Origin of the sequence: Streptomyces sp. NPDC058663 (assembly GCF_042716745.1) — a bacterium.
GTDB lineage: Bacteria > Actinomycetota > Actinomycetes > Streptomycetales > Streptomycetaceae > Streptomyces.
Window position 1 is genome coordinate 78357 of record NZ_JBHXRV010000032.1, and the last position, 26771, is coordinate 105127.

A 26771-nucleotide genomic window follows, 5' to 3' on the forward strand; every position below is an offset into this window, starting at 1 on the left:
TACAACACGTAGCGCCCGTCCCTGACCTTGGTGACGAGGCGCGCGCGGTGCAGTGCGCCGAGGTGGTAGGAGACGGTGGCCGGGGTTCATCCGATCCGGGCGGCGAGTTCGGCGGTGGACCGGGCGGTCTCCAGGTCCGCCAGCAGGGCCGCGCGGGTGTTGGCGGCGGGGCGAGCCGCTTCGTGAAGCTGGTGAGGTGGTCCAGGAACGCGCCGGCAACGGCAGGTGGGGGCTTGGGGGTGTCAGGCGCGTTCCGCCTCCACGATCCACACGGGCAGGGCCACGTGACCGTCGGAGTCGACGACGGGGTCGAGGCCGAGGGCGGTAGCCATGAGGCCGGCCGCCGGTGTCCCGAAGTACTGGCCGGGGCGCAGGCCGGTGACGGTCCAGCCCGTGGCCCCGAGGGTGTCGCGCAGGTTGGTTTCGGAGACGCCCACGGTCGGCCGGGCGGGGGCGGGCAGATCGTCTCGGACACACATGATGGTGAGGAGAGCGCGGGGTGTGGTGGCGCGGTGGAGTGCGGCGGTGTAAGCGAGCCGCTGCTCGTCGTCGAGACAGTGATACAGAGCACTGTCGAGAACGGTGTCGAATCGACCCTCGTAGCCGGTGAGGTCGGTGGCATCGGCGACGCCGAAGGTGACACGCACGCCTTGCGCCGTTGCCCTGGCCCGAGCGTTCTCGATGGCGATGGGGGAGCCGTCCAGAGCCGTGACGTGGTGTCCTTGCACGGCCAGGAAGATCGCGTTGTCGCCGAAGCCACAGCCGATGTCCAGGATTTCACCGCGGAGGCGGCCGTCGGCCTCCATTTCCCGCACCGCCGGCTGGGCTTTCCCGATGTCCCAGGGGAGGCGGTCGAAGCTCACGCCTTCGCTCGATGGCCGGCCTTGATAGATGGCATCGAAGTCGATGTCGTGAAGCGAAACGGGTTCTTCGGGCTGGGAGTTACTCATGGAGTCCTCGCTGCGATGGGGATGTTTCCTTGGATCGGACCGGCGCCATGCGACGGCGCCGTCCGACGGCGCCGTCCGACGGTGCCTACGACTGCGGCCCAATTTCACGGATGAAGAAGAAATGCGGAAGGGGGCGTGTTGTCCGCGCACCCGGCTGCCGTCCTCGCGGACAGCTGTCCGGTCCCCGGGGGCCTGTGCTGCTTGCAGAAGGGGGTGTGGCCGTGTTGGCGTGACTTACCTCAGAGGTAATCGCCCCGGCAGGCCTGCGCAGGCAGGATCGGTGATCTCCCCGCGTCACAGGACGCGGGCCCGGATGGAGAGGCCGGTCATGTCGCCAGCCATGTCTACGAATACACGTGCCGTCGTTGAGGAGCTCCTGCGCAGAATCGGCAAGGGCAACCCCGAGCACATCGCGGAGCTGTACGCCGAACAGGGCGATTGGAAGGTCGACTGGCCGGCAGCCGAGCACGGCCGTGCTGCCACGCCGTGGATCCGTCACCGGTCCACCCGGGCCGACGCGGCGGCCCACTATCGGGAGCTTGCCGCGTACCACGTGCCCGAAGAGGTGGCGACTGTGGTCGAGCGCCTTCTCATCGACGGAAACGACGCCGTGGTGCTGGGCGAGATCCGCCAGACAGCTCGTCCCACAGGACGTGCGTACCGCGCGCGATTCGCCCTGCATCTGACCGTCGAGGACGGCCTCGTCACCCGGCACCATGTGTACGAGGACAGCCTGGCCGTCGCCCAGGCATTCGAGACGAGGGAGCGGTGAGGCGGAGGCGTAGCAGCGCGAAGTCGACGGAGCGCCGGCTTTCCCCCGGCCGCGGCTTCCACTGCCGGGGCCGGTTCGCCGTGCTGGGCGAGGCACAGGTCGAGGTGGTCCAGGCGGTGCAGGGGTTCCTCGGCCCCCAGCTGATTGCCTGGGCGGAGCGAGGCGGCGCCTCCACGTACTGCGCGAACACCGCAGCGCCTGCACCCTGTTGGCGGTGCGCTTGAGCGGCCTCAGCGTCCGGGGGGCCATGGTCGTCCACCCGGGCGTCGGACAGGCGAGTCACTACGGCTGGCCCGACCCGCCCCCGGTGCCGCACCCCCTGGCCCCCCGACGGCAGCGGGCAGAACACCTCACCGACGAGTTGCAGCCGCCGCTCTACACGGCGCTGACCGGGCCGCCAACGCGCCGGGTTCGCCCAGCTTGTCGACGGGCTGACCGCAGGGCTCATTCAGATGATCAATTCCAAGGGGTCAGTGCCGCATCCTTCCTCACGCCGGCCTCACACGGGAAGCCAACCCGGCCACCACGGCGGAACGTTGTCGGGTGCACAGAAGCTGACCGGATATCCGTCAGGCGCGTGCCAGAACGCCATGAGGGGCCACAGCAGGGGGGCGGCTGCGGCCACGGTCATGAGCAGGGGAGGCAGCAACCGGCGACGGCCGGTGACCTTGCGCATGAGCCCCCACAGCAACGTGGAGGCTGCGGCCATGGAGGTCGATGCCAGGACGAGGGCCCCGAGATTGGCCGAGGCGTTGATACCGATGTCGCAGTCGTGCCAGGCGTTGCTCAGCAGCACGGAGGCCGCAAAGCCGGATCCCAGGAAAATGACCCAGCCAACGGCCCAGGCTCCGGCGCTGTACGGCGGACTCTCGCTGTCGATCACGGACTTCCTCACCTGGACACTCCTCGCGACAGCGATCAATCTATGCGGAGGCCGACGAACTGCTCAACGAGCGGCCGGAGTTGGCTGGGATGTGGCTCCGGCGCGCATCCTTGCGCCGACCGCCGAGATCCGGCACAACGACCGCACCGACGTGCCATCCTCCGCTCGCTCACTCGTACGATCACTGACCCCCTGGGATTTGGTCATCTAGGGCCGCATCCCGAAGAGGAACCGCGTTGTCCGAGTGCGGCGGACGAGCAGCTCGTACGCGCTGAGGGTGACGACGAGTGAGAGCGTCACCAGTACGGCGTACTCCACCACAATCGGCGCCGACCAGCCGGTGACGAAGTACGCGACGACGACCACGATCGGCTGATGCAGGACGTACAACGGCAGGACCGCGGCGGCGAGATGGCCGTACAGTCGCCGCCGCATCGTCACGGCCCGGCTCCGCGGCCGGCTCTGGGCCTCGTACGGTTCGTGAGGCGCTGCCGAACGCGACTGCCGGGCCTGCCTGCGGTCGAGGAGGCCCGGGATGGCCACCACCAGGCACCACCCGGCCGCACCGAACAGCGCCCTTGAGGCGGTGGCCAGGGGTGTCGTCGCAGTGAAGGGTTCCTCTGCCAGGGCGAAACCGGGGCCGGCCGCCCCGAACAGGAGGACGCCGAGCAGGGCCGCCGCCGGGGCCGCACGCCGCAGCACGATGCGGAAGCGGTCGTCGGCGGCGAGCACGAAACCGGCGACGAAGAAGAGCAGGTACGACCAGCGGTGCCAGCCCGCGTAGTCCTCCTCCAGCCCCGCGAAGGCACAGAGGGCCGCGAGGCCGACAGCCGGCAGGAACACCAGGGTTCGTCGGCGCAGTGCCGCCTCCGCCACTCGCCCGCCGAGGCGGCGGACGCGCTCGTGGGGCAGCCAGCGGTGCAGCGGAATCAGCAGGAGCGAGTACGTCAGGAGGAGCACCACGAACCAGAGGTGACCGGTCTCGAAGTACTCGCCCTGCACGACGAAGGGGAACTCCGCGGGCTCCATGTGCACGTCGTAGAAGCGTGGCAGGAAACGCCAGTAGGACTCGTGCTGGTGGTCACCGCCACTTGAACGCTGCCGTAGCCACTGCGGCAGCGGGTTCAGTACGAGGGTCGCGAAAAGCAGCGGCACACCGAGCCGCAGCAACCTCTCCTTGGCGAAGCCGCCCGCGCCGCGGTGCCGCAGCGAATACCGGGCACCGAGGCCGGAGATCAGGAAGAGCACGGGCATGGCCCAGACGACTCCGAATCCGGCGATGATCATGACGGCTTCGGTGGTCTCGGCGTTCTTCACGTAATAGTCGTCGTCGGTGGCGAAGACGAGCGCCGAGTGGAAGAAGACCAGCCCCACGACGACCAGCATCCGGATCGCGTCCAACTCCGGCCGCCGCTCCGGCAGCGGCCCTCGCATCGGCTCCGTGCGCGTAGTCGTCATCTGGGCCCCCGTCGCCCGTACGCCACCAGTTGTGAGCGGGTCGTCCGTCGGACGCCGGCCCCGCAACGGACTCCACCCAGCCTGCTCTCCATGCCCTGCGACGGCAACCCACGATGGAGGGGGCAGCGTGTGACAGCCTGCATGAGGAGCGGTCCTCAGCCCGCAGGAGAAGCGTTGCTCAGCCTGCAGCAGGAGCCGTGCTCTGCTCGCAGGAGAAGCGTTGCTGCTCAGCCGTGCCGCGTCCCGTGCCGCACCATGCCGCCGGGTCGCGCAGCCCCGAACCCAGCCGCAGTCCTCGCGCACTCCCACGTGCGCCCCCGCCGCACGCCATGGAGCAGGCGCCAACGAGCCCACACCCTCCACCGGGACCTGCTGGCACGTTTCTGCGGTGAAACCCTGCGGTCGTACGGGTGAACGTCCCGGGCGGGCACGGTCGTTCGCACCGTGCGCGCGCTAGACATCCCCGGTGATCAGAAACCTGTCGCGGAGCGTGTGCGCGCTCCTCCTTGCGTTCGTATCCCTCCTTCCCGTGCCCGCGGCCGCGACCGGTGTCCGGTCCACGGCCGCCCGCCCCGACCCGGTCGTCTTCGTCCACGGCTGGAACTCCGACGGCTCCACCTGGCAGACCATGGCCGGACGCTTCAGGAGCGACGGCTGGCCGTCCGGCCGCCTCGACCAGTGGACCTACGACACCACCCAGTCCAACGCCACGACCGCCGCCCAGCTGGCCGAACAGATCCAGCGCGTCCTGGACCGCACGGGCGCCACCAAGGTCGACGTCGTCGCCCACTCCATGGGAAGCCTCTCTTCCCGCTACTACCTCAAGAACCTCAAGGGCGCCTCGAAGGTGGACGCCTGGGTCTCTCTCGCCGGACCCAACCACGGGACCGCGACCGCTCACTGGTGCGGCGGCGCCTCCTGCGTGGAGATGCGACCGGGATCCGGCTTCCTGCGCGCCCTCAACTCCGGCGACGAGACCCCGGGTTCGACCCGATACGCCACGTGGGCCTCCCCGTGCGACAACGTCATCAACCCGCGCGACAGCGTCGTCCTGACCGGGGCCGTCAACCACACCACGGCCTGCCTGGGCCACAGCGACCTGCACGGTGACCAGAGGGTCTACGAAGAGGTCAAGGCACACCTCCGCTAGGGCGTCCCCTCCCGGATTCCCACCGCTGCCGCGTACCCCCCGGACGACTACCGCCTACCGCCTACCGCTCCAGGAACTCCTCGAGAACACCCGGTCGCGTGGCCAGGGCAAGCGTGACCGCCGTACCGGACGCCAAGTCCCGCACGTGGTACGCGTGGGAGCCCGCCGCGACGGCGGCCGTGAGGGTGACCAGGCCGGATCGTCTGGTGAAGGGCGAGGTGGTGAACGTCCACGCGGCGACCCCCGCCCGCTCGAGCGCGACGGTGTCACGGCTGAAGGTGCCCGACCTGACCACCAGGTGATCGCCCCGCAGGCCGTGGCCGAGGCTGCGGTACGCGTCACGGGCCAGCAGCCAGGTCACCGCTGTCGCGAGCAGCGCGTACGCCCAGGCCACGTGCAGCAGGACAGGGGTCAGGAGCGCCCCCAGGACGAGGAGCGCCACTGTCCCCGGCAGAACGGCGCACAGCAGTCCGCGCATCCTCCGGCGGCGCAGTGCTGCCAGGGGGTGCGGGGTCAGCTCGCCGGCGAAGGGGTGCCGGGCCAGTCCGAGCGCCCCCGCGACCACGCGCAGGGCCTCCGCGCGCGGCGCCGGCGGGAGCAGCACGCCCCGGGCCTGTGCCTCTTCCCGGCTCCCCAGCCCGCCCGCGACCGCGGTGACCCCGGCCCCTCCCGCAGCTCGCAGGAGCAGGGGCTCGCGAAGCATCGCGCCGCGCAGCCGGTCGCGGGTGAGGGCGGACGAGCGGGTGGTCAGCAGTCCACGCCGTACGGTCAGGGTGTGCGCGTCGGTCCACGTGGCGCTGTAGCCCCACCAGTTCTCGACGTACATCACCACTGCCCCGAGTGAACCGGCGGCGAGTACGGCGAGCAGCACGGCGGGCACGGTCAGCCACAGCATGCTGTGGCCGAATGCGGAGAACGCGTCCTGGACGAACCCCACCCGCCACAGTTCGATGCCGAGGGCGTCGAAGATCCGGTAGACCGTGCCCGCGACGATGCCCACGCCACCGATCACCCAGAAGGTCAGCGGGGCGTAGCGCAGCCAGCGCCAGTCGATGCGGCTGAGTTCGGGGCTCGTGACGAGTGTGTCCGCGGTCTGCCTGTGCGCGAGCAGTGCCGTGCGCAGTCGGTGCGCCTCGCGGACCGTGACCGCGTTGAGGGTGATCTCGCCGCGTCCGCCGCCCGTGCCCGACCCGGTGGAGCCGGCCCGTACGACGACGAGACGTAGCAGCCGGTGCAGCGGGGGCGCGGTGGTGTCGACGCTGCGTACGCGGTGCAGCGGCACGGTGCGCAGGCGCCGGTTGAGTACCCCGCCGCGCAGCTCGAACGCCTCGGCCGTGACCCGGTAGCGAGTACGGGTCCAGCTGATCAGGCCGACAGCGGTGACGACGGCGAACGAGGCGGCGAGGGCGGTCAGCGTGAGGAGCGCGCCCGGGGGGAGACGGCCGCCGGTGGCGAGCAGGGTGAGGAGGAGGGAGCCGAGCGGCGGGGCGAGCCACCCGCAGTGCACAAGGAGCGTGCGGGCGGCGGGCCGCTGCCAGGTGTCGGTGTGCTCGTCGGCGTTCGGGGGTGCACTGGTGTGGGGGTACGAGGTCTGCTGGTGCGGGATCCGGCTCATGTGGCATCTCCGGGTACCGCCTCGGCGGCGCGGCCGATGAGCCGGGACAGCTCGTCGGCGTCCGCGTCGGACAGCCCGCTGATCCTGATGTCGCCCGCGGTGGAGGCCGTGGTGACGGTCAGTGTCGTCAGTCCGTACCTCTGCTGGAGCGGGCCCCGTACGGTGTCGACGGTCTGCACCCGGGAGAGCGGGGCGATCCGGCGTTTGTGCCACAGCCAGCCGCTGACCGCATACACGGACTGCGAGCCGAGCTCCCAGGCGTGCACGGCGTACCGCAGTCGCGGCATGAGCAGCAGATAGGCGAGCGCGGGCAGCACGAGGGCGACCAGTAGCAGCGGTCCGAGCCACGGGAGCGCGCCCGGGAAGAAGAGCCAGGAGGCGACGGCGAGCGTGAGCGCCGTGAGGAGCGTCGGCCCGCTCACCGTCAGAAACGCCTGCAGGGTCCACCAGTTGCGGGCCAGAGGAGACACCCGGTGGCAGGGTCGTCTCAAGCGGGGGGCGGTGGAGTGGGGTGGGGGTGGGGGACGTAAAGACACTGCGGGCCCTTTCCAAGTCAACTGTACTGGATAGCGATACGGTACAACGGTACAAGTGACTTGCGAAAGCGCGGGTTCCGGGGCGAGGGCATAAGTCCCGGCAGTTCTGATCGCCCCGAGAGTTGCGAGACTCTGATCGATCCGAGAGTTGCGAGACGAGGAGACGGGAGCACCCGTGCCGAAGAAGGTGGACCACGAGGCGAGGCGCCAGGAGATCGCCCAGGCTCTGTGGCGCATCGCGAGCACCCGCGGTCTCGACGGCGTGAGCCTGCGCGACGTGGCCGCCGAGGCAGACATCTCGCTGGGCAGGCTCCAGCACTACTTCCGCACGAAGGACGAGATGCTGCTCTTTGCCCTCCGGCACATCAACTCCCTTGCGGAGCAGCGCATCAGCGAAAGGATCGGCGCGGTCGCGGCCTCCCTGCAACGGGAGCCTTCACCGCGGACGATGGTGCGGGAATGCCTGATGGGGATGCTGCCGCTGGACGACAGGAGCCGGGTGGGGACCTTGGTGGGAGCGGCCTACTTCGCGCGCGCGATTCACGACGAGCGGATGCGGGGCGAGGCGCAGGAGGGGATTCCCAAGCTGGCGGAATTCCTCGCGGACGTGCTGCGCCGGGCGCGGGACAGGGGGGAGCTGGCGCAGGGGCGGGACATCGAACCGTACGACGAGGCAATGCTGCTGATCAGCCTGGTGGACGGGCTCACCGCCTACACGCTGCTCGGGGTGCACACGGAGGAATCCGTACGCAGGCTGCTGGACGCGCACTTGGGGGCGGTGTTCGCGGGCGGGGGAGAGAAGTAGGGCGGGAGGGATCCGGCCATGGTGCTAGTGTGCCCGCCGCGGTGAGCTGCTTCCAATAAGCCTATGTGTAAGGGGAGTTGGAGGTCTGTCACGCGGGCGCCGGTAAAGGGGGGTGTGTTTATCGGCCAAGATCATTCAGAATGAGCCGTATGACGACGACGAGAGTGATTGTGCAAAGAACCATCGGCGCCTCCGACGTGCTGGAAGTGGCCGAAGTGCCCGTTCCCGCCCCGGGCCCCGGCGAGGTCCTGGTACGAGTGCTGGCCACGGGCATGAACCCGGCGGACTGGAAGGTCCGCATGGGCAAGGTGGACTTCTTCGGCCCGCCGCCGCTCGTCCTGGGCCACGAGTTCAGCGGCACGGTCGAGCGCATGGGCGAAGGGGTGACCCGGTGCGAGGTGGGCGACGAGGTGTACGGGTGGACCACGCCGCCGCACGGCAGCCACGCGGACCACGTCGTGGTGGGCGAGGACCGCCTCGCAGCCAAGCCCCGCACCCTGGACCACGTCGGCGCCGCGGCCCTGCCCATCTCCGGGTTCACCGCATACCAGGCGCTGATCACCCACGCCGACGTGCAGCCGGGCCAGCGAGTGCTGGTGCACGGCGCGGCGGGCGGGGTCGGTCATCTCGGCGTGCAGATAGCCAAGGCCCGCGGGGCGTACGTCATCGGTACCGCCAGCGCGGCGAAGCACGACTATCTGCGCGGCCTCGGCGCGGACGAGTTGGTCGACTACACGGTCGAGGACTTCTCGGCGCTGCGCGACATCGACGTGGTACTGGACACGATCAGCAACGACTACGGCCCCCGCTCGCTCGCCACCCTCAAGCCGGGCGGCATCCTCGTGGACGTCGTGGGTGTCGGAGTGGACCGCACCGAGGTCACCGCGCGTGCCGCGGAGCTCGGCGTGCGGTTCGTGGAGTTCTTCCTCGATCCCTCGCCCGCGGTACTGACCGCCTTCGCCGAACTGGTCGACCACCACGGAGTGCGTCCCACGATCGCCGAGACCCTCCCTCTCGACCAGGCGGCGAAGGCGCACGACCTGAGCGCGACCGGCCGGGTGCGCGGCAAGATCGTCCTCGTTCCGTAGGGCCATCGGCGAAGCTTCTCGCGGGAAGGGGCGCCCGGAAGCGACATCCCGCAGTCCCCTCCCGTGGGGCGGACCCCGGGGCCCGCCGCGCGGCAAGTACGCCGCCGCGTAGCCCACGCAGCCCCCAGAAGCCTCCCGGGCGTACAGCGCCGGGAGGTTCAGCCCGTCACCGCCGCAGGTCAACGGCCGCCCCAGCAGGATCAGAGGTGACGGAACACCGGGGCACGGCCCCAACGGAGCACGCGCGCCGAGGCAGTACACAATGATCGGCATGGACGCGATATCCACGGCATCCCGGCTGGTCACGGCGGCAGCCCGCGAGGCACTCGGACCGCTCGGCCTCCAGCGGCACGGACGGTCGCGCACCTGGATCGACGACCACGGATGGTGGCTCGGCATCGTCGAGTTCCAGCCCAGCCGGAACGCAGGCAGCTACCTGAACGTCGGAGTGATGTGGCTGTGGCAGGCCAGGGATCACCTGGCATACGACGTCGGCGGCCGCGAACCCGGGTTCGAGCGGTTCGTGAACCCCACCCAGTTCGCCCACGACGCGCAGACCCTCGCGCGGCGAGCCGCCGACCTCGCGCGGGAGAACCGGGCCAGGTTCGCCGACCTGCCGTCCACCGCGGACTTCCTGACTCTGCGAAAGCCTCGCCCCGGCTACTTCTGGGACACCTACCACGCCGGGGTCCTCGCCGGACTGACCGGAGACACCTCCACCGCGCGGCGGCGCTTCGGCCAGGTCCTGGCCGAGGACGCCTACGCGTCATGGATGGTCCAGGCACAGGAGTCCGCCCGGCGCCTGCAGGCCTTGGCCGAATCCTCCCAAGCTTCCCAAGCCTCCGAAGCAGCCGAAGCCTCCGAAGCCCGCGTCGCCCCCGCGGCACGCGAAGCCTTTCGGGAGTGGGCGACGGAAGCCATCGACTCCTGCAGGCAGCAGCTCAAGCTCCCCACATGGGCGCAGAGAGCGGCCGGCGGCAGCTACTGGAGTTGACCGGCGGCAGCTACTGGAACTGAACCGTGCCCGCGGAAGCTTGCGGGGCTGCCCGGGTGGGGAGCAGCAGAAGCAGCGGCCCCCGGCTGCACGCCGGGCGTGGTTGTCGGCGCCTGACGGATCAGCTCGTCCAGGTCTTGAGACGAGCGGCGACCTCCCGCACCGGAAGCCCGTCCCGGGCCTCGCGGGCCAGGGGGAGAACAGTGTCCAGACCTGGGCTCACCGGGAGGCCGCAGGCCGCCATGTAGGCCGCCGTCACCGTGGCCGCGAAGAGCAGGTTCCTCGATTCCAGGCTGGGGTTCCGCGCCAGCTCGCACAGGAGCGCCGCGGCCTTGTGGTGGGGCTCGGGATAGACCTCGTGGTCCAGCACCTCCGCCCTGTGTCGTGCTTCGGCCGCGACCGGAACCCCGTAGTCGACGACCTGGGGATCTCCCGGGATCTGCTGTGCCACTGCCAGGATCCAGGCGAGATCGATGCGCAGATTCACGCGGCGTTCCTCGGCGCGCTCTCCGCCGGACCCTCCGGAAGGCCGGGGTACCGATCCTCACCGACCTCCGCCTCGAAGGCGTCCGCGTACCCGGCCAGGAACGTCGCGGCACCGGCCATGAAGGCGGCACGTGACTGGTTCACATCGGCCTCGATCAAGTCGGCCACATAGCCCTGCAGGCTCAGCCCGCGGCGCTTGGCCCGGTCCTCGGCGGCAGCCTTGACGGCGTCGTCCAGCCGGATGTTCGTCTGCTTGCCCATGCCACCACCATAGCTAGGTACTGGTACCGGCGGCTAGCAGACGGTTTCCCGGCAGACGGTCGCTTGGCCCAGGAGGAGGGGATTCTGTACGGAGGTGCTCGGTGCGGGGCCACCGGCCGGAAGGACCGTGCCGAGGGCGGCACCGGGACCGCGCGAGCGGCAGGCCGGTCGGAGCCGGGGGCGGCGCAGGGAGGGGGCGTTGTCAGTGGCGGCTGGGAGGCTGGTCCCATGAACGCCGATGACGAACAGCTGCTGCGCGGCCGGGTGTACGGCCAGGACCACGACACCCCTCACTCCGGTCCGCTGCCCCACCACAGGTACGCCGTTCTGGTCGGCGGGCCGCTGGACGGCCTGCTCCTCGACATCACGGACCGGCGGCCGCAGGACATCGAGGACGGTGTCGCCCTGCCCACCGAGCTCTCGCGGTGGCCCGGCGGCCGCGCACTGTACGACCCGCGCCCCGGCGAGCCGCGCCCGCCGGGCGGCCCGGGCGTGGTGTGCCGCCTCCACTACGCAGGCGACACACCGTGAGACGCGGGGGACGGGCCACTTGAGGGTTGCCCCCGGCCGGAGGGCGGGGGCGGGAAGCCGCCCGGCGTGGCTCGTTGGACGACCTCGCTGGGCGCCGTCGACGAGGCACGCGCACCACCGGCGGTGGCCGCCGACGGGCCCGCACCCGGGCGGGGCATCACCCGCCCCGCTCGATAGGATCGCGACCGCACACGACGGAAGGCGATCATGTCGGACAGCCCCCCACGGCCGAGCTCGCTGATCAGTACGGTCTACGGAGCGTTCCTGCGCCGTACCGGCGGGTGGGTCTCCATCGCCGATCTGATCACCCTGATGTCCGAGCTGGGTGTGGACAGTCCCGCGGTCCGCTCCGCGATCTCCCGGCTCAAGAAGAAGGGCGTTCTGGAGCCCGAACGGCAGGGAGCCACCGGCTACCGGCTGAGCCCGGCCGTCCTGGACACCTTCGACGAGGGCGACCGGCGCATCTTCGCCAGCCTCGCACCCGCGGATCTCCACGACGGCTGGGTGATGGCCGTCTTCTCCGTGCCGGAATCCGAGCGCGCGCACCGCCACCAGCTGCGCACCCGGCTGACCTGGATGGGGTTCGGGAACATCGCCCCCGGTGTCTGGCTGGCGCCGGGCCGGCTGCTCGACGACGCGCGCCGTACGCTCGTACGCCTGGAACTCAGCGACTACGTGCACCTCTTCGCCGCCGACTACGCGGCCTTCACCGATCTGCGCACCAACGTGAGCAGCTGGTGGGACTTCCCGGCGATCCAGACGCAGTACGCGGAGTTCACCGACGCCTACGCCGATGTCGCCGCGCGGCAGGCGCGGCGTCGCAGTGCCCTCGACACCGCCGAGGCGTTCCGGCTCTACGTGCCGATGCTCACCCAGTGGCGCCGCCTGCCCTACCTCGACCCGGGGCTGCCCGCCGAGCTGCTGCCCGCCGACTGGAACGCGGTCGCGGCGCGCAAGGTCTTCCAGCAACTGCACGGCGTGCTCGCCGAGCCGAGCATGCGGCACGTCCAGAAGGTCACCGGCAGTCAGCTGTAGCCCCCGGCCCCCACCCAGGTCCCGGGATGCGCGGGGAGGGCCGCAGGGGGTGCTCTACAGGGCGCGCAGGACGGCGGTGACCTTGCCGAGGATGACCGCTTCGCCGCCCCAGAGGGGGGCGAAGTCCTCGTTCTCGGGCAGGAGCCAGATGCCGGTGCCGTCGCGCTTGAGGCGCTTCACGGTGGCTTCGCCGTCCAGCATGGCGGCCACGATGTCGCCGTTGTTCGCGTCGGGCTGGCTGCGCACGACCACCTGGTCGCCGTCCAGGATCTGCGCGTTGATCATGGACCGGCCGCACACGGTGAGGACGAACAGCTCACCCTCGCCGACCAGTTGCCGGGGGAGCGGCAGTACGTCCTCGACGGCCTGCTCGGCCAGGACGGGGGCGCCCGCGGCGATACGGCCCACGAGCGGGACGTACGCGGGGGCCGGGGAGCCCGGGCCCTCGGATGCCGACGCGGTGTGCCGGCCGGCGCGGATGCGGTAGGCGCGGGGACGGAACGGGTCGCGTTCCAGGATTTCCTTGCGCTCCAGCACGGCCAGCTGGTGGGACACGGAGGACGTGGAGGCCAGGCCGACCATGTTCCCTATCTCGCGCATCGACGGCGGATAACCGCGCTCGGCGACGTGCCTGCGGATCGCGGAGACGATCGCGGACTGGCGGTCGGTGAGCCCGTCGGCACGGGTGCGGATGCCGGCGGGCCTTCCAGGCCCCGCGGTGGTCGTCGTGCGCATGAATCTCCCCGTTGGTGATCTCCCGGTATGCCGACCGTACCCCGTACCGGTCCGGCAGAGGAACGCGCATTCTCTTTTGCGGCCTCACCGGTGGTCAGGGGTCCACACCGCTTCGGTCGGATGGGAGGGGAGGCAGGCCCGGCTCAGCAGCGCAGGCCGATGATGCCCCAGCCGCGGAGGGCGGCCTGGGTTACCACGTCTCCCCACTCGGAGACGAATTCCGCGAAGGAGTCGAAGTCGGGGAACCAACCGCTGGGAACCACGGCGTACCGGTCGAAGGCCGCGCGCAGGCAGGGGAGGCCGCGCTCGACCTGTACCCAGGAGCGGTGGATGACGGCCACGTCCTCGGGAGGGCACCACAGCATGGCCTCGCGGCCCCACCTCTCCTCCCGTACGGGCACGGAAGGAGTGAAGGGCGGTTGGGTGTCCGCCCAGTTGTACTCGCCCCAGAACAGGGAAGAGCTGAACTCGTCCATCGCGTTCCGCGGTCCGGGCTCGACGGCGGGGCGCATCTTCTCCCACCGCTCACCCGCCCAGAAGTGCGCTTTGTACGAGGTGAGCGTGCCGCGGAACTCGTACCGGGCGTACCAGTGGGCGTCTTCGGGCCAGGTCCACCCTTCGGAGAAGACGGTGTCGAAGTCGTCCGGTGCACCGAAGGCGGCCAGCTCGAGCAGGTCCTCCCGCTGGTCGGCCGGCACTGCCCGGAGGTGGCCGAAGTCGGCGATCAGGACCTCCATGCTCACGCCCATGACGCGACTCCTGGTCTCCTGGGGCGGTGGGACCCGGTGGCTCCCGCGCACCGCACCCCCCTTGGCGCGCCCACCCTCCGGCCACAGCCTGTCAGACCTCACCCCTGGGCCGTACCGAATATTCGATCAAGGAGCAGGGCAGTGCGGAGAGAGCGTCGTGTCCGCTCACCAGCGGACGGCGGAGAAGTCCACCGGCCGGGGCTCCAGCAGTCGTGTGCGCTCTGCCAGCGCCTCCAACCGCCGGGACATCTCGTCCGCCGGCAGTTGGCGGCGGTCGCCGTGCCCCGGCAGGACCCAGGAGAACCGGAGGCGTCCGGCCGTCCGGGCGAGAGAGGCGGCCAGCTCCGTGATGGAGTACCAGGTGACGCTCTCCGTGACTTCCAGGTCCCCTGTGGTGCGCGACCAGTAGAAGCTGTCCCCGCTGAAGCAGTACCGGTCGTCCGCGAGGTAGAGCACGCTGCCGGGAGTGTGGCCGGGCAGCGGGTGCGCGGTGACCTCCGGGCCGATGTCGGCGGGTTCAAGTCCTCGGATCACCCGGTCCGCGTCCGGAGCCGCGTCGAGGTCGCCCTCGTGGATCCACAGCCGGGCGCCGAAGTGGTCCGCGTAGCGGCGGCCGTGTGCGGCGTGGTCGCGGTGGGTGAGCAGCACATCGGTGACCCGGCCCCATGCCGCGTACCGCGTGGCGAGTGCACGGCTCCAGCGCGGTGTGTCGACCATCATGACCGTGCGGGAGGGCCGCAGGAGCAGGTAGGAGTTGGCCCCTGCGGTGCGAGGTGAATTGTGGCCGCACAGCAGTACGTCGCTGTCCAGAGCCATCGGGAAGGGATCGAGGCGCTGGTCAGGCCGGCCGGAGCCGGGGCGGATCGAGCGGGTGGGGCAGGAGAAGGCGGCCGCGTGCAGACGGCGCGTCTCCGCTTCGTCGCGCGGCGGGCGCAGGATGTGGGACTTTCCCCCGGCCTCGCCGATCAGATCGGGCGCGAGCTGTCGGGCGACGTCGCAGTTGAAGCACCGGTCGTCCACGTACCAGCCGTCCACGGCAGGTTCCCTTCGTGGGGAAACGGCTCCGGTCGGGGCCGCGCTTCAGGAATATCCCGTCCGCGGCCGGAACCGGAAGCCCCTGCCGATCTTGTACTTTCGGCCCCCGTGCCATCTGCGTGGCCGGGCCGGTACCGCGACCGCCGACGTGTCAGCGGCTGTCCCGCTCACAGGTCGGGGCGTGGCAGGAGCGGGTCGGCCGCCCGTCCTCGGCGGACCCCCCGAGCCGGCTCTTTCCGCGCCAAGCTGTCGGCCGTCGGTCAACGGCCGGCAGGCTCACGCCTCCTGTCCCGGCCGCTCGCCCTGCGCCTGGTCCCCCTGCGCCTGGTCTCCCTGCGTCTGGTCCCTCTGAGCCTGGTCGGCCTGTTGCGCCGCCCGCGCGGCCTCGTACCGGCGTACACGCTCGGCCAGGGGCGGCACGGTCGCGTCCGGGCCGGTGACGGGCCCGCCGGCCATCCGGGCACACACGCCCCGGCAGGCCAGCACGGAGGCCTCACCGCCGTGGGAGACCGCGACGGTCTCCGCGGCCGGCGCCGTGCGGTAGTCGGTGCCGCAGATGACGCAGGTCAGTCCGTGGAGCGCCTCTTCGGTGGGCGCCGAACGGCTGCTGCGGTGGCTGGAGATGGAGGATTGCGAATACATCGGTCCTACGTCCTCGGGGGCGGTCGGGCCCCCGGGTTTGCCGTTCTCCGAGAGCGATGACGAACGTGTCGGCATGCGGGGTACACCCGGCCCTGCCACCGTACTCCGGTCTGCGGCAGGTGAAGCGCAGATGATCCGTTCCTGCGGCGGCGAGGGTGTGGAGCGGCCGGCCGCACCGGTGGGAGGCTACCGGGGCAGGGTCTGGGGGTCGTGGGTCCTTCGCCAGGTGTCGCTGTCCCGGTCGTGCGTGACGAGGCCTCGGTCGGCGAACTCCCGCAGCCACCCTTCCATGGGCCACACGCCCCAACGTCTTTTGAACAGGGCGCCGTTGCTGAGGATGTCGTCGAGGTGCTCGACCGGTGGGCGGCTCACCGGGTGGTGCTGGTGGTACGCGGGTGCGCCGCCGATCCACCAGAGGTCGATGCCGCGTCCCGCTGCCTGGAGGGCGAAGTCGGTGTCCTCACCGCCGTATCCGGTGTAGTCCTCGCAGAAACCGCCGATGTCCTGCCAGGTGCGGGTGGTCAGGGCGAAGGACAGGGACCAGAAGAGGCGGTGTTCGCCGTGGCGCAGCACAGTTGAGTCCGAGGGCGCCGGCCGCCCGGGGTGCGGCGGGGCGAGGCCGGGGAGCGTGGCGAGGCGGTATCCCTCCGGTGGCGGCGGGGGCAGATAGCTGACCGTGCCGCAGAGCAGGGCGCCGTCCGCCGCCGTCTGTGCGTAGCGCGCGAGCAGCGTCTCGCCCGGGACGCAGTCCACGTCGAGGAAGACCAGCAGGTCGGCACCGTCCGCGACGGCTCGCCGGGCACCGGCGTTGCGGGCGGCCGCGAGCGGCATCCGCCCGTCTGCGTCGAGGGCGAGGGCGACGGTCTCCGCTGCGGGCCGCCGCCCGGCGAGCGCGAGCGGGGCAGCGTTGTCGCCCATGGTGACGACCACGTAGTGGTCGGGCGGGCGCGTGCCGGCTGCCAGACCGGACTGTTGCAGCCGTAGGTGCCGATGGCGGCCCGCCACCAGGGTGATCACCGCGACTCTCATGCCACCCGCCGTCCCTGCGGGGCGTCCGCCAGCCGGTCGAGCGCGTCCGCCGCCCGCCGTGCCCCGTCGCCGGGGGCCCACCCGGCCCACCGGTCCGGCGACCGGTGCCGCATCGTACGGTCCAGCAGCCCCGCCCACTCCTCGGGCGCGGGCCAGGAGGCGCACACGGTCGCCAGGCCGCCGGTGCGCAGTGCCTCGGCGGTCGCCCGCTGTTCGCCGTGCGGTCTGTCCTGCGGGACGACGAGGGTGGGCACGCGGGCCGCCGCGCATTCCGCGACGGCGTTCTGACCGCCGTGGGTCACGACCACGTCCGCACGGCACAGGACCGGCCACGGGTCGTCGATCCACGGCCCGCCCGGCCCGCCCAGGAAGGTCCAGGACCAGCCGGGAGTCCGTGCCTGCGCCCGGCGGAAGCCGTCGTCGTCGACACCCGCGCCGCCGGCGCCCAGCATGACGACGACCTCGCGGGTGCCGTCGGTGGAGGCTGCCCGCACGCGGGGGCGGCCGTCGTAGCGGGAGAAGGCTCCCGTGTGCACTGTCTTGTCCCGCCACGCGCGTGGCCAGCCGGGCTCCGGCAGGGACGCCGGCCAGGGCGCGAGCAGGGCGTCGGCCACGTCGTAGCCCAGCTGGTGTGCCGGGTCGGAGCGGTCGCCGCGCATCGCCGCGGCCACGACGGGGACGCCCATGAGCCGTACCAGGAGGGTCATTTCGACGGAGACGTCGCTGACGAACAGTGAGGGGCCCCGCCGGGTGACCCAGTCGGCGACGGCGCCCATCCGGTCCCTGAGGCCGGGGTGGTGGCGTGGAACCCAGTGCAGTCGCCCGCGCGCCGTCGGGTCCGCAGGCTGGACCGCGTCCGGGCCCCGATGGCCGGAGCCGACGTCAAGGGGCAGCCGGACCCACTCCCCCGTCCAGTCGTCGGGCCGGGGGAGCGAGGAGAAACCGGTGACGGGGGCGCGCAGGTGCCGGGCGACGCAGACGGCGCGATGCAGGTGCCCGCGCCCCTGGTGGTGCACGTAGTAGCCGATCATGCGGCGAGCTCCTGGTACAGAGAGGTGTAGCCGTCGGCCATGACGTCCAGGGTGCAGAACCGTTCGGCGCGCTCCCGTGCCGCGCGGCGGTCGAGCCGCGTCGTGTCGTCGATGAGCCCGGCCAGGGCGTCGACGTCGTCGGGCGGCGCCAGCAGACCGCACTCCGGGGTGAGGATCTCGCCGAGGGCGCCCCGGTCGAAAGCGCACACGGGTGTGCCGCAGGACAACGCCTCCGCGACGACCAGCCCGTACGGCTCGTCCCAGCGCGGTGTCACCAGGGCCGCCGCCGACGTTCCCACCAGGGCGGCCAGCGCGCGGCGGTCCAGGTGGCCGACGTAACCGATGTCCTCTCCCAGCAGCGGCGCCAGGCGACTGTCGAAGTAGTCCCGGTCTCCGACGGGGCCCGCCAGGCGCAGGGAACGGCCGGCTCTGCGGGCGGCTTCGACGGCCAGGTGGGGGGCCTTCTCCGGCACGATGCGTCCGAACCAGACCAGGTGCGGCCCGCCGGGACCGGCGGGCCAGAGCGCGGTGTCGACACCGTTGCGGATCACCCGGGCCCTGGACACCAGGGGCTGCCACGCGGCAGCCGTGTGCTCGCTGACGGCGGTGAACGTCACGACGCTGGGGGTGTAGGTCTGGATGGCCGACTCCAGCCACGGCGTGGGCGGGGTGTGCAGGGTCGTCACCACAGGGGCCCGCACGGCCGGTGCCATCGCGACCGGCAGGTAGTGGAGGCTGTTGTTGTGGACCACGTCGAAACCCCGCCCGCCGCCTCCGGCGAGGTCCAGCATCAGCGTGAGGTAGGCGTGGTGTTCCTCCATCCACCTGGCGTCCGGCATGCTGACGTCGGACCGGGCCGCCGTGCTCAGCGAGGGCCGGTGCACGGGTATTTCCGTGACGTCCAGATCGGGGTCGGAGTCCGGAGCCGCGAACAGTTCCACCTGGTGGCCCCGCGCCCTCAGGGCGCGCGCGAGCGTCCAGGTGTGTGCTTCCAGCCCTCCCGCGAACGGTTCCCTGATGGGAAAGCGGGCGGACGCGATCAACGCGATGCGCAGGGGTGCACTCATACCAGGAGCTCGGCGTAGATCGTGCGGTGCGCAGCGGCCACCGAGGCCCGTTCGGCGGCCCGCTGCGGCGCCGTGGCACGCCACTGCGGACGTGTCCGGTACGCCTCGCGCACGGCGGCGTCCAGGGACGCCTCGTTCAGACCGCCCCGCTCCGTGTTGTCGAAGGAGAGGCACGGCCGCTGTTCGGCGTAGTACCCACAGGTGGGGGCGGCCACGGCCGTACCGAGGTCATGACACGCTTCGAGCCAGCCGGAGTGGGTGCCGAACACATAGGGCAGCACGGACAGGTCCAACGACGACAGATAGTCCCAGAGTTGGCCGTCGTCGAAGTAGTCGTGCACCTGGAGGCGAAGCCGCCCTGCGTCGGCCAGGTCATGGAGCTCCTTCAGCACGCCGGGCGCGTAGGCGTGCGCGTCCGGGTCGCCCACCTCGCGGTGGATGTCGACCTGGAGCTCCGCGTCGGGCAGCTCGCCGAGGCTGTTCACGAGGGCATGGACGACCGGCAGCAGGGTCATGTTCGGGCGCAGACTCTTGGCATGCACACCCACCCTGAAGCGGTCGCGGGAGGGGCGGGGCCGGGTGAGACGGGGCTCCTCCACGACGTGCGGGTGCGGCAGGACCGTCGCCGTACGGTGCCAGCGACGCGCGATCTCGGCGGCCGCCCCGGAGGTCAGCGTGATCAGGTGGTCGGCCGCCGGAACGAGGACGTCCAGGGCGGCGTCGTGCGCCGCGGGATCGGGCTGATGGGGATTGCGCAGGTCGTGCACCGTGTACACCAGTGGCTTCCCGTGCTGCCGCAGGGCCCGCACCAGGTCGCTCAACTGCTGCGGTGACTGTGCGTCGAACCCGAAGTGCAGATGGAACACATCGAAATCGGCCTGGTGCGCGTGCACCCACTCCGGGTCGAGCATGACCGGAGGCCACCAGCGCTGGGAGGTGCTGGGCGCCCCGTTGGGTCGCGGATCGCGAAGCCGGACGACCCCGTCGGACCCACGCGGGTCCGAGCAGTGCCGTACGTACACGTGCCCGGCGGGTACCGAGGCGACTCTGATGGCAGCGGAGACCGCGGTGCCGGTTCCGGGCCCGTACGTGGCGGCCGGGGTGTGGTGGTTCATCGTCGCTCTGCTCCTGACTCGCACAGCGGTGGGGGATGCCGTCTCCGACAGCCCGTATTGCTGATCCGCTCGGACCTTATGCCGCTTTTGTCCCATTGCTCTCGCGCTGAGTACCCCCAGGAACGAACTCCAAGCACAGCACTTCAGGATTGCCGCGCGGTGACCCCCATGCTTCCGGGTCCCGCCCCATCGCGCGATCGGTGCGCACCCGGTCGGAGGATCCCCGGAGGTGCGGACTGCGCGTCTCCGCCCGAGGATGGCAACACCCGTGCAGGCCGTGCTTCGGACCGCTGGGGCCCCGGGGTCCAGAGCAGAGGGTGATGATGACGACGATCGGTGTGGAAGAAGAATATGTACTGATCGACACCGACAGGGGTCTCCCGGTGGCACTGGCGGAGAAGGTGCGCCAGGCGATGGGCGTGGAGAGTCTCGCCACCGACCGCGAGGTACAGCCGGAGCTCTTGCAGGCGCAGGTCGAAGTGGCGACCCCCGTGTGCGGCACGCTGGAGGAGGTCGGGGGACATCTGATGCGTCTGCGGCACGCCGTGGGGACGGCCGCGGAGGCACACGGGTGCCGGTTCGTGGCCTGCGCGACGCCGCCGCTGCGCGACGTGCACCCGGTGGCCGTCACCGATGTCGCCCGCTACCGGAGCATGCGCGCGCGGGCGCCGCAGCTGGTGTCCGAGCAGTTGATCAACGGCATGCATGTGCACGTCGCCGTTCCCAGCCGCGAAGCGGGTGTGCAGGTTCTCAACCGCATCCGGGCCTGGCTGCCGACCCTGACAGCCATGTCGGCGAACTCACCGCTGTGGGACGGCCACGACACCGGCTTCGCCAGCTGGCGGACCGTGATTTTCGGCCGCTGGCCGGTGACCGGCGTACCGCCGCACTTTCTCGGCGTGGCCGACTACGACCGGCGTGTGCGGCACCTGCTGGAGAGCGACGTGATCTCGGACTGCGGCCAGCTGTACTGGCAGGCCCGTCTGTCCGAGCGGTACCCCACTGTCGAAGTGCGGTGCATGGACGTCCAGTTGAGGGTGGACGACGCGGTCATGCTCGCCGGGATCACCCGCGCGCTCGTGGAGACCGCTCTGACCGAAGCCCATACTGACGCTGCCGCGCCGGACTGCGCACCGGAGATGCTCCAGGCTGCCATGTGGCACGCGTCCCGGCACGGCCTCGGCAGTGCCCTGATCGATCCGCACGGCAGACGCCGCAGTAGCGGCGACGTGCTGAATCAGCTGCTGGGCCACGTGGCTCCCGCGCTCGAGGCCTCCGGCGACATGCGGCAGGTGACCGGCCTGGTCCACCGTCTTCTGCGGGAGGGCACCGGAGCGGACCGGCAGCGGACCGCCTTCGCGCAGGGCGGCACGGAAGCGGTCATCGAATTGATCGCAGGCGAGAGTGCCATGTCCTGACAGGCGAGAGTGCCATGTCCTGACGCGTTGGCGCGGGGAAGAGAGCCGCGGGGGCGATCGGCAGGTGTGAAACCGCGGTCCGTGGGACACATGGAGTGCCAGGGATGCAGTTTTACGTATGAACCGGAGCAAACCGCACCACAGGAGGAATCGCACCGATGGGTAACACCCCCCAGGGCCCGCAGACTCCCCAGGACCCGAACGCCCCGCAGGACCCGAGGACGAAGCACCCGCAGCCCCCCTTCCCTCAGCAGGACCAGGAGCCCCCGGGCGCCACCGCAGCCATGGACCCGGCGCCCGACCACGGCGAGGAGTCCTACCGGGGGAGCGGCCTCCTGCTCGACCGGGCGGCGGTCGTGACCGGCGGCGACTCCGGCATCGGCAGGGCCGTCGCGCTCGCCTACGCCCGCGAGGGGGCGGACGTTCTCTTCACCCACCTGCCCGAGGAGGCCGAGGACGCCCGGGAGACGGCGCGCCTGGTCGAGGAGGCCGGCCGCCGGGCGGTGGCCGTACCGTGCGACATCCGGGAGGAGGAACAGTGCCGCGCGCTCGTCGAGCGGGCCGTGGCGGAGTTCGGACGGATCGACGTGCTGGTCAACAACGCGGCGTACCAGATGTCCCAGCCCGGAGGCATCCAGGACATCAGTACCGAGCAGTTCGACCGGGTGATGCGCACCAACCTGTACGGCATGTTCTGGCTGTGCAGGATGGCCGTGCCGCACATCCCCGCGGGCGGGTCGATCATCAACACCACCTCGGTGCAGGCCTACCAGCCGAGCCCGCACCTGCTCGACTACGCCATGACGAAGGGCGCCATCGTCACGTTCACGCAGGGGCTCGCGCAGATGCTGATCGACAAGGGCATCCGGGTCAACGCCGTCGCCCCGGGGCCGGTGTGGACGCCGCTCATCCCGGCCACGCTGCCGGACACCGAGGAGTTCGGTGCGCAGGCCCCGATGGGACGGGCGGCCCAGCCCGCGGAGATGGCACCCTCGTACGTCTTCCTCGCCTCGGAGCACGCGAGCTTCATCACCGCGGAGATCATGAACGCGACCGGTGGTACGCCGCTGCCGTAAGCGACCGCCGCGGGGCGCCTGCGCGCGTAGTGGTCAGGGGCGCCGGGGCTCGTCACCGCGCGAGAGACCAGGGGCGCCGGGGCTCGTCACCGCGCGAGAGACCAGGAGCGCCGGGGTTCGCCACTGCGCGTGAGTGTCGGGGGGCCGGGGCTCGCCGGCGCGCGAGAGAGTCGTGACTTCCGGGGTTCGTCGTCGCGCGTGAGCCTCTGGGGCCCCGGCGTCGCATGCCTCGGCGAGCAGGGGGGCGGCTGGTTCGTCATTGGCCAACAGGCTTGTATTCGCCGTGCCTTGACATTGCGAGCCCGACCGGCCAAGTTCCTGACGCGCCGTCAACTCGGTCCCGTCACCCCTGGGAGTCGCCGTGCACGATGTCTCTTCGCCCTCGCGTCGTGCCGTGCTCGGCGCCACCGGACTCGCGCTCGGTGCGGGTCTGCTGGGATCCGGCGCGAGATCGTACGCGGCGGACGTTCCGGTCGTCGGGGAGTACGACGTCGTCGTGGTGGGGTCAGGAGCGGCCGGGCTCACCGCCGCGCTCGCCGCGGCCGCCCGCGGACTGAGCTGTGTGGTCGTCGAGAAGGCGCCGACCTTCGGCGGCTCCGCCGCCCGCTCGGGGGCGGGCATCTGGATCCCCAACAACTCCGTGATCCTGGCCCGCGGCGTTCCCGACACCCCGGACAAGGCGGCCCGCTATCTGGCGTCGGTCGCCGGGGACGAGGTTCCCGCGGAGCGGCAGCAGGCCTTTCTGTCGGGCGGCCCGAAGATGATCGACTTCGTCATGCGCAACAGCCCGCTGCGGTTCCGCTGGATGGAGGGGTACAGCGACTACTACCCCGAGCGGCCCGGCGGTCTGGCGATGGGGCGCTCCATCGAGCCGGACGCCTTCGACGGCAGGCTGCTGGGTCCGGAACTGGCCCGCCTCAACCCGTCGTACCTGCCCGTTCCCGCCGGTCTGGTGATCTTCAGCCAGGACTACCGCTGGCTGAACCTGACCGCGGTCAGCGCCAAGGGCGCGGCGGTCGCGGCCGAGGCGCTGGCGCGCGGCACCGCGGCCGCACTGCGCGGCGAGAAGCCGCTGACGATGGGTCAGGCGCTGGCGGGAGCACTGCGCAAGGGCCTGCTGGACGCGGGCGTTCCGGTGTGGCTGAACACTCCGCTGGTGGACCTGCACACCGAAGGCGGCCGGGTCGGCGGAGTGCTGGTGGACCGGGCGGGCACACCGGGCCTGGTCCGGGCCAGGCACGGCGTGATCGTGGGCTCGGGCGGTTTCGAGCACGACGCGCAGATGCGCCGGGAGTACCAGCGCGCGCCCATCGGCACCGAGTGGACCATGGGTGCGAAGGAGAACACGGGGGACGGCATCCGGGCCGGACAGCGCGCGGGGGCGGCACTCGCGCTGATGGACGACGCCTGGTGGGGGCCGACGGTCCCGCTGCCCGAAGGGCCGTACTTCTGCCTCGCCGAACGCACCCTGCCCGGCGGCCTGTTCGTGGACGCGGCGGGCCGGCGGTTCGTCAACGAGGCAGCGCCGTACTCCGACGTCGTCCACCGCATGTACGACCGCCATCCCACGGACCCGTGCATACCGTGCTGGCTGGTGGTCGACCAGAACTACCGCAACCGCTACCTCTTCCGCACGGTGGCGCCCACCCTGCCGTTCCCCTCCTCCTGGTACTCCTCCGGCGCGGTGCGCTCCGCGCTGACCCTGGACGCTCTGGCCCGCGCGATCGGCGTGCCCCAGGGCGCGCTGCGCGCCACCGTGGACCGGTTCAACGGCCAGGCCCGTACCGGCAAGGACACCGACCAGGGGCGGGGGAACAGTGCGTACGACCACTACTTCGCCGACCCCGCGGTCGGGCCCAACTCCACACTGGCGCCCCTGTGGTTGCCGCCCTTCCACGCCCTGAAGATCGTCCCCGGAGACCTGGGGACCAAGGGCGGCATGGTCACCGACGCCGCCGCGCGGGCGCTGCGGGAGGACGGCTCGGTCATTCCCGGCCTGTACGCGGCGGGGAACGCGAGCGCCGCGGTGATGGGACACAGCTACGCGGGCGCGGGTTCGACGATCGGCCCCGCCATGACCTTCGGATACCTGGCCGCCCAGGACATCGCCGACCGGGCCGCGCGCTGACGTGGCCTTCGCGCGCCGACGTGCTCCCTCACGGGCTGACGCTGTCCCTCCTGACGCGCTCAGGGCAGTGGCGCGCCCCTGGCGGTGGTCCACAGCTCGTACCACTCCTCGTGGGTGAGCTCCGGTTCGCGCCGCACGGCGTCGCGGCACGCGAGGATGCGCCCGGGCCTGCTGGAGCCGATGACCGGGGCGATGCGGGCGGGGTGGCGCCGGAGCCACCACAGGAGGATCGTCTCCGGTGTCGTGCCCTTGCGGGTGGCGAGGCCGGAGACGAGCCGCGCGGCCGGTGAGGGGTGCCGGCCGGTGTAGCGGCCCTGGGCGAGGGCGCCCCAGGCCTGGAGCTGGATCCCGTGGGCCTGGCAGTACTCGACCGTGCCGTGCGGGAATCCGTTGTCGGCCGCCGCCTTGGTGTTCAGCAGGACTCCGGCCTCGACCCAGTCCCTGGCGGCCAGGCTCATCTCCAGCTGACTGGTCGCCAGCGGTACGTCGAGGTGCGACTGCAGGAGCGCGATCTGCGCGGCGCTCATGTTCGACACGCCGAAACGCCGCACCAGTCCCTGCGCGTGCAGGGAGGTGAGCGCCTCCGCGATCTCCGCCGGGCCCGTCAGAGGGTCGGGCCGGTGCAGGAGCAGCACGTCGATCACGTCGGTGCGGAGCCGGACGAGGCTCTCCTCGACCCGCCGTACGATGCTCGGCCCGCGCAGGTCGTACCGGCCGCCGTGCTCGCCGTCGGCCAGCCGGATACCGCACTTCGTCTGCAGGACGATGCGGTCGCGCAGCCCGGCGTCCCTGGCGAGCAGTTCGCCGAAGACCGCTTCGGACTTGCCGTGCCGGTAGATGTCGGCGTGGTCGAACACGGTGATGCCGATGGACAGCGCGGCCTGGACGGCCGCCTCCGCCTCGGCGATGTCCGCGGCGGTGTACGGCTCCGTGTCCCAGGTGCCGCCGAGGCCCATGCACCCGTAGAGCGGTTGGCCGGCGAGGCCGGCGGACGGTGCGGTCATCGGCCCTGCTCCTGTTCTTCTCCGGTGGGCCCGCCTTCTCCGGTCGGCCGCCCGCCCCGGGGGAGCCGGTCCTCACCGGCGGGACCGCGCGCCGGCACACCGTCGACGCGGACGCCGAGTCTGTCTGCCACGTCGGTGAGCACCTGCCCGAGCGGCAGCGCCACCCTGGCCAGCGCCTCGCGGTCGCCGCGCGTCGCGTCCCGGTTGACGATCAGCACGGGCTTGTCCTCCTTGGCCGCCTGCCGGACGAACCGGAGCCCGGACATCACGGTCAGCGAGGACCCGAGAACCAGCAGGGAGGCCGCCTCCCGGACCAGCGCACGGCACTGCTCGACCCGCTGCGGCGGGACGGCCTCTCCGAAGAACACCACGTCCGGTTTGAGTACACCCCCGCAGACCGTGCAGGGCACCACCCGGAAGTTCCCCACCTGCGCGTCGCTGAGGTCCGCGTCGCCGTCCGGATTGATCCCGGCGGACACCGGCGCGAAATGCGGGTTGGCCTCGGTCAGACGGACGGCGAGTTCACGGCGGGTCCCGAGCGTGCCGCAGGTCAGACAGCGGACGCGGTCCAGACTTCCGTGCAGTTCCACGACGCCCCCGCTGCCCGCGGCCTGGTGCAGCCCGTCGACGTTCTGCGTGATCAGACCCGAGAGCAGGCCGTGCCGCGCGAAGGCCGCCACGGCCAGGTGCCCGGCGTTCGGCCGGGCCCGGCCGAAGACCCGCCAGCCCAGATGGCTGCGCGCCCAGTAGCGGCGCCGGGCCTGCGGGTCGGAGAGGAACTCCTGGTAGGTCATGGGGGTGTGCCGGCTCAGGCTTCCGCCTTCACCCCGGTAGTCGGGAATTCCCGACTCCGTGGAGATTCCCGCTCCGGTGAGCACCAGCACGCCGCCGCGGCCCAGCGCCGCGGCGACGGGCTCCGGATCGGAGGTGCCGGGGGGCAGGTCCCCGTCGGGGACCCAGTTCAAGGTGGGGCGCATACGCATGCTGCCAGCGTACGAAAGCCGGTCGGCCGGCGTACGAAAGCCCGTCGGCCGACGTACGAATGCCGCGGTCGGCCGCCGTACGGAAGGCCGCCCGGGGCGGCTGCCCCGGGCGAGGCCCGCGGACGTGCGGGCGGTCCCGTTGTCCGGAGGTGGCGTGCCGGCCCACCGCGCAGGGCGGTGGGCCGGCGCAGAATG

The 26771-nt window shown here is 71.5% G+C and carries 27 protein-coding genes; 10 read left to right on the forward strand and 17 right to left on the reverse strand.

Features of this window, described 5'->3' with window-relative positions:
- Positions 1-242: 242 nt before the first annotated feature.
- A complete protein-coding gene (locus ACFWVV_RS23290) occupies positions 243-950 on the reverse strand; it encodes a class I SAM-dependent methyltransferase (RefSeq protein ID WP_384348535.1) in 708 nt (235 codons plus the stop codon).
- A gap of 328 nt (positions 951-1278) precedes the next feature.
- On the opposite strand from ACFWVV_RS23290, the gene ACFWVV_RS23295 reads away from it, so the two are divergent.
- Positions 1279-1722, forward strand: a complete 444-nt coding sequence (locus ACFWVV_RS23295) for a nuclear transport factor 2 family protein (protein ID WP_384348533.1) — start codon at positions 1279-1281, stop codon at positions 1720-1722.
- A gap of 499 nt (positions 1723-2221) precedes the next feature.
- On the opposite strand, the gene ACFWVV_RS23300 is transcribed toward ACFWVV_RS23295, so the two are convergent.
- Both ACFWVV_RS23300 and ACFWVV_RS23305 read right to left on the reverse strand, forming a co-directional pair.
- Positions 2222-2617, reverse strand: coding sequence for a hypothetical protein (locus tag ACFWVV_RS23300; protein WP_384348530.1), 396 nt, complete (start codon positions 2615-2617; stop codon positions 2222-2224).
- A 195-nt stretch (positions 2618-2812) separates the two neighbouring features.
- Entirely contained in the window at positions 2813-4063 is a 1251-nt protein-coding gene (locus tag ACFWVV_RS23305) for an acyltransferase (RefSeq protein ID WP_384348527.1), read from the reverse strand.
- A 466-nt stretch (positions 4064-4529) separates the two neighbouring features.
- Between ACFWVV_RS23305 and ACFWVV_RS23310 the strand changes: the two genes are divergently transcribed.
- Complete coding sequence (locus tag ACFWVV_RS23310) at positions 4530-5213, forward strand: esterase/lipase family protein (protein WP_384348525.1); 684 nt, start codon at positions 4530-4532, stop codon at positions 5211-5213.
- A gap of 61 nt (positions 5214-5274) precedes the next feature.
- Here the strand turns inward: ACFWVV_RS23310 and ACFWVV_RS23315 are convergent, their stop codons facing one another.
- Together ACFWVV_RS23315 and ACFWVV_RS23320 are read right to left on the reverse strand one after the other, a co-directional pair.
- Positions 5275-6828, reverse strand: coding sequence for a PH domain-containing protein (locus tag ACFWVV_RS23315; protein WP_384348523.1), 1554 nt, complete (start codon positions 6826-6828; stop codon positions 5275-5277).
- Positions 6825-7298 carry a PH domain-containing protein gene (locus tag ACFWVV_RS23320; RefSeq protein ID WP_384348520.1) on the reverse strand — a complete coding sequence of 158 codons (474 nt, stop codon included), beginning with the start codon at positions 7296-7298 and terminating at the stop codon, positions 6825-6827. The genes ACFWVV_RS23315 and ACFWVV_RS23320 overlap by 4 nt, the downstream gene beginning before the upstream one ends.
- A 241-nt stretch (positions 7299-7539) precedes the next feature.
- Between ACFWVV_RS23320 and ACFWVV_RS23325 the strand changes: the two genes are divergently transcribed.
- The 3 genes from ACFWVV_RS23325 to ACFWVV_RS23335 all read left to right on the forward strand — a co-directional run bounded on the left by ACFWVV_RS23325 (position 7540) and on the right by ACFWVV_RS23335 (position 10251).
- A complete protein-coding gene (locus tag ACFWVV_RS23325; protein ID WP_384348518.1) occupies positions 7540-8169 on the forward strand; it encodes a TetR/AcrR family transcriptional regulator in 630 nt (209 codons plus the stop codon).
- 149 nt (positions 8170-8318) lie between these two features.
- Positions 8319-9257, forward strand: a complete 939-nt coding sequence (locus ACFWVV_RS23330; RefSeq protein ID WP_384348515.1) for an NADP-dependent oxidoreductase — start codon at positions 8319-8321, stop codon at positions 9255-9257.
- A 271-nt stretch (positions 9258-9528) separates the two neighbouring features.
- Positions 9529-10251 carry a hypothetical protein gene (locus ACFWVV_RS23335; RefSeq protein WP_384348512.1) on the forward strand — a complete coding sequence of 241 codons (723 nt, stop codon included), beginning with the start codon at positions 9529-9531 and terminating at the stop codon, positions 10249-10251.
- Positions 10252-10372: 121 nt separating this feature from the next.
- Here the strand turns inward: ACFWVV_RS23335 and ACFWVV_RS23340 are convergent, their stop codons facing one another.
- Together ACFWVV_RS23340 and ACFWVV_RS23345 are read right to left on the reverse strand one after the other, a co-directional pair.
- Entirely contained in the window at positions 10373-10738 is a 366-nt protein-coding gene (locus ACFWVV_RS23340; RefSeq protein WP_384348509.1) for a hypothetical protein, read from the reverse strand.
- Positions 10735-10998: a hypothetical protein gene (locus tag ACFWVV_RS23345; RefSeq protein WP_384348506.1), complete on the reverse strand. Its 264-nt coding sequence runs from the start codon at positions 10996-10998 to the stop codon at positions 10735-10737. Before ACFWVV_RS23345 ends, ACFWVV_RS23340 begins: the two co-directional genes overlap by 4 nt.
- A gap of 228 nt (positions 10999-11226) precedes the next feature.
- On the opposite strand from ACFWVV_RS23345, the gene ACFWVV_RS23350 reads away from it, so the two are divergent.
- Both ACFWVV_RS23350 and ACFWVV_RS23355 read left to right on the forward strand, forming a co-directional pair.
- Entirely contained in the window at positions 11227-11529 is a 303-nt protein-coding gene (locus ACFWVV_RS23350; protein WP_384348503.1) for a hypothetical protein, read from the forward strand.
- Positions 11530-11736: 207 nt separating this feature from the next.
- Positions 11737-12564: a PaaX family transcriptional regulator C-terminal domain-containing protein gene (locus tag ACFWVV_RS23355; RefSeq protein WP_384348500.1), complete on the forward strand. Its 828-nt coding sequence runs from the start codon at positions 11737-11739 to the stop codon at positions 12562-12564.
- A 54-nt stretch (positions 12565-12618) separates the two neighbouring features.
- On the opposite strand, the gene lexA is transcribed toward ACFWVV_RS23355, so the two are convergent.
- The 8 genes from lexA to ACFWVV_RS23395 form a co-directional block, all read right to left on the reverse strand.
- Positions 12619-13299 carry a transcriptional repressor LexA gene (gene lexA / locus ACFWVV_RS23360; RefSeq protein WP_384348497.1) on the reverse strand — a complete coding sequence of 227 codons (681 nt, stop codon included), beginning with the start codon at positions 13297-13299 and terminating at the stop codon, positions 12619-12621.
- 143 nt (positions 13300-13442) lie between these two features.
- Positions 13443-14048 (reverse strand): hypothetical protein, encoded by a 606-nt coding sequence (locus tag ACFWVV_RS23365; RefSeq protein WP_384348494.1) that lies wholly within the window; start codon positions 14046-14048, stop codon positions 13443-13445.
- Between the two features lie 165 nt (positions 14049-14213).
- A complete protein-coding gene (locus tag ACFWVV_RS23370; protein ID WP_384348492.1) occupies positions 14214-15083 on the reverse strand; it encodes a 4Fe-4S domain-containing protein in 870 nt (289 codons plus the stop codon).
- A 276-nt stretch (positions 15084-15359) separates the two neighbouring features.
- On the reverse strand, positions 15360-15725 hold the full coding sequence (locus ACFWVV_RS23375) for a hypothetical protein (protein WP_384348489.1): 366 nt from the start codon (positions 15723-15725) through the stop codon (positions 15360-15362).
- Between the two features lie 186 nt (positions 15726-15911).
- Entirely contained in the window at positions 15912-16754 is an 843-nt protein-coding gene (locus tag ACFWVV_RS23380; RefSeq protein ID WP_384348487.1) for a glycosyltransferase family 2 protein, read from the reverse strand.
- The gene (locus ACFWVV_RS23385) at positions 16751-17785 is read right to left on the reverse strand and encodes a glycosyltransferase (protein ID WP_384348484.1); all 1035 of its coding nucleotides are present in this window, start codon (positions 17783-17785) and stop codon (positions 16751-16753) included. Before ACFWVV_RS23385 ends, ACFWVV_RS23380 begins: the two co-directional genes overlap by 4 nt.
- Positions 17782-18852: a glycosyltransferase gene (locus ACFWVV_RS23390; protein WP_384348481.1), complete on the reverse strand. Its 1071-nt coding sequence runs from the start codon at positions 18850-18852 to the stop codon at positions 17782-17784. Before ACFWVV_RS23390 ends, ACFWVV_RS23385 begins: the two co-directional genes overlap by 4 nt.
- A complete protein-coding gene (locus ACFWVV_RS23395; protein WP_384348478.1) occupies positions 18849-19967 on the reverse strand; it encodes a glycosyltransferase family 1 protein in 1119 nt (372 codons plus the stop codon). Before ACFWVV_RS23395 ends, ACFWVV_RS23390 begins: the two co-directional genes overlap by 4 nt.
- 323 nt (positions 19968-20290) lie before the next feature.
- Between ACFWVV_RS23395 and ACFWVV_RS23400 the strand changes: the two genes are divergently transcribed.
- From ACFWVV_RS23400 to kstD, 3 genes are all read left to right on the forward strand, one after another.
- Complete coding sequence (locus ACFWVV_RS23400) at positions 20291-21385, forward strand: glutamate--cysteine ligase (RefSeq protein ID WP_384348720.1); 1095 nt, start codon at positions 20291-20293, stop codon at positions 21383-21385.
- A 158-nt stretch (positions 21386-21543) separates the two neighbouring features.
- Positions 21544-22461, forward strand: a complete 918-nt coding sequence (locus ACFWVV_RS23405) for an SDR family oxidoreductase (protein WP_384348475.1) — start codon at positions 21544-21546, stop codon at positions 22459-22461.
- 361 nt (positions 22462-22822) lie between these two features.
- Positions 22823-24589 (forward strand): 3-oxosteroid 1-dehydrogenase, encoded by a 1767-nt coding sequence (gene kstD / locus ACFWVV_RS23410; protein ID WP_384348472.1) that lies wholly within the window; start codon positions 22823-22825, stop codon positions 24587-24589.
- 59 nt (positions 24590-24648) lie between these two features.
- On the opposite strand, the gene ACFWVV_RS23415 is transcribed toward kstD, so the two are convergent.
- Together ACFWVV_RS23415 and ACFWVV_RS23420 are read right to left on the reverse strand one after the other, a co-directional pair.
- The gene (locus tag ACFWVV_RS23415) at positions 24649-25593 is read right to left on the reverse strand and encodes an aldo/keto reductase family oxidoreductase (protein ID WP_384348469.1); all 945 of its coding nucleotides are present in this window, start codon (positions 25591-25593) and stop codon (positions 24649-24651) included.
- On the reverse strand, positions 25590-26576 hold the full coding sequence (locus ACFWVV_RS23420; protein WP_384348467.1) for an NAD-dependent protein deacetylase: 987 nt from the start codon (positions 26574-26576) through the stop codon (positions 25590-25592). Before ACFWVV_RS23420 ends, ACFWVV_RS23415 begins: the two co-directional genes overlap by 4 nt.
- Positions 26577-26771 lie beyond the last annotated feature (195 nt).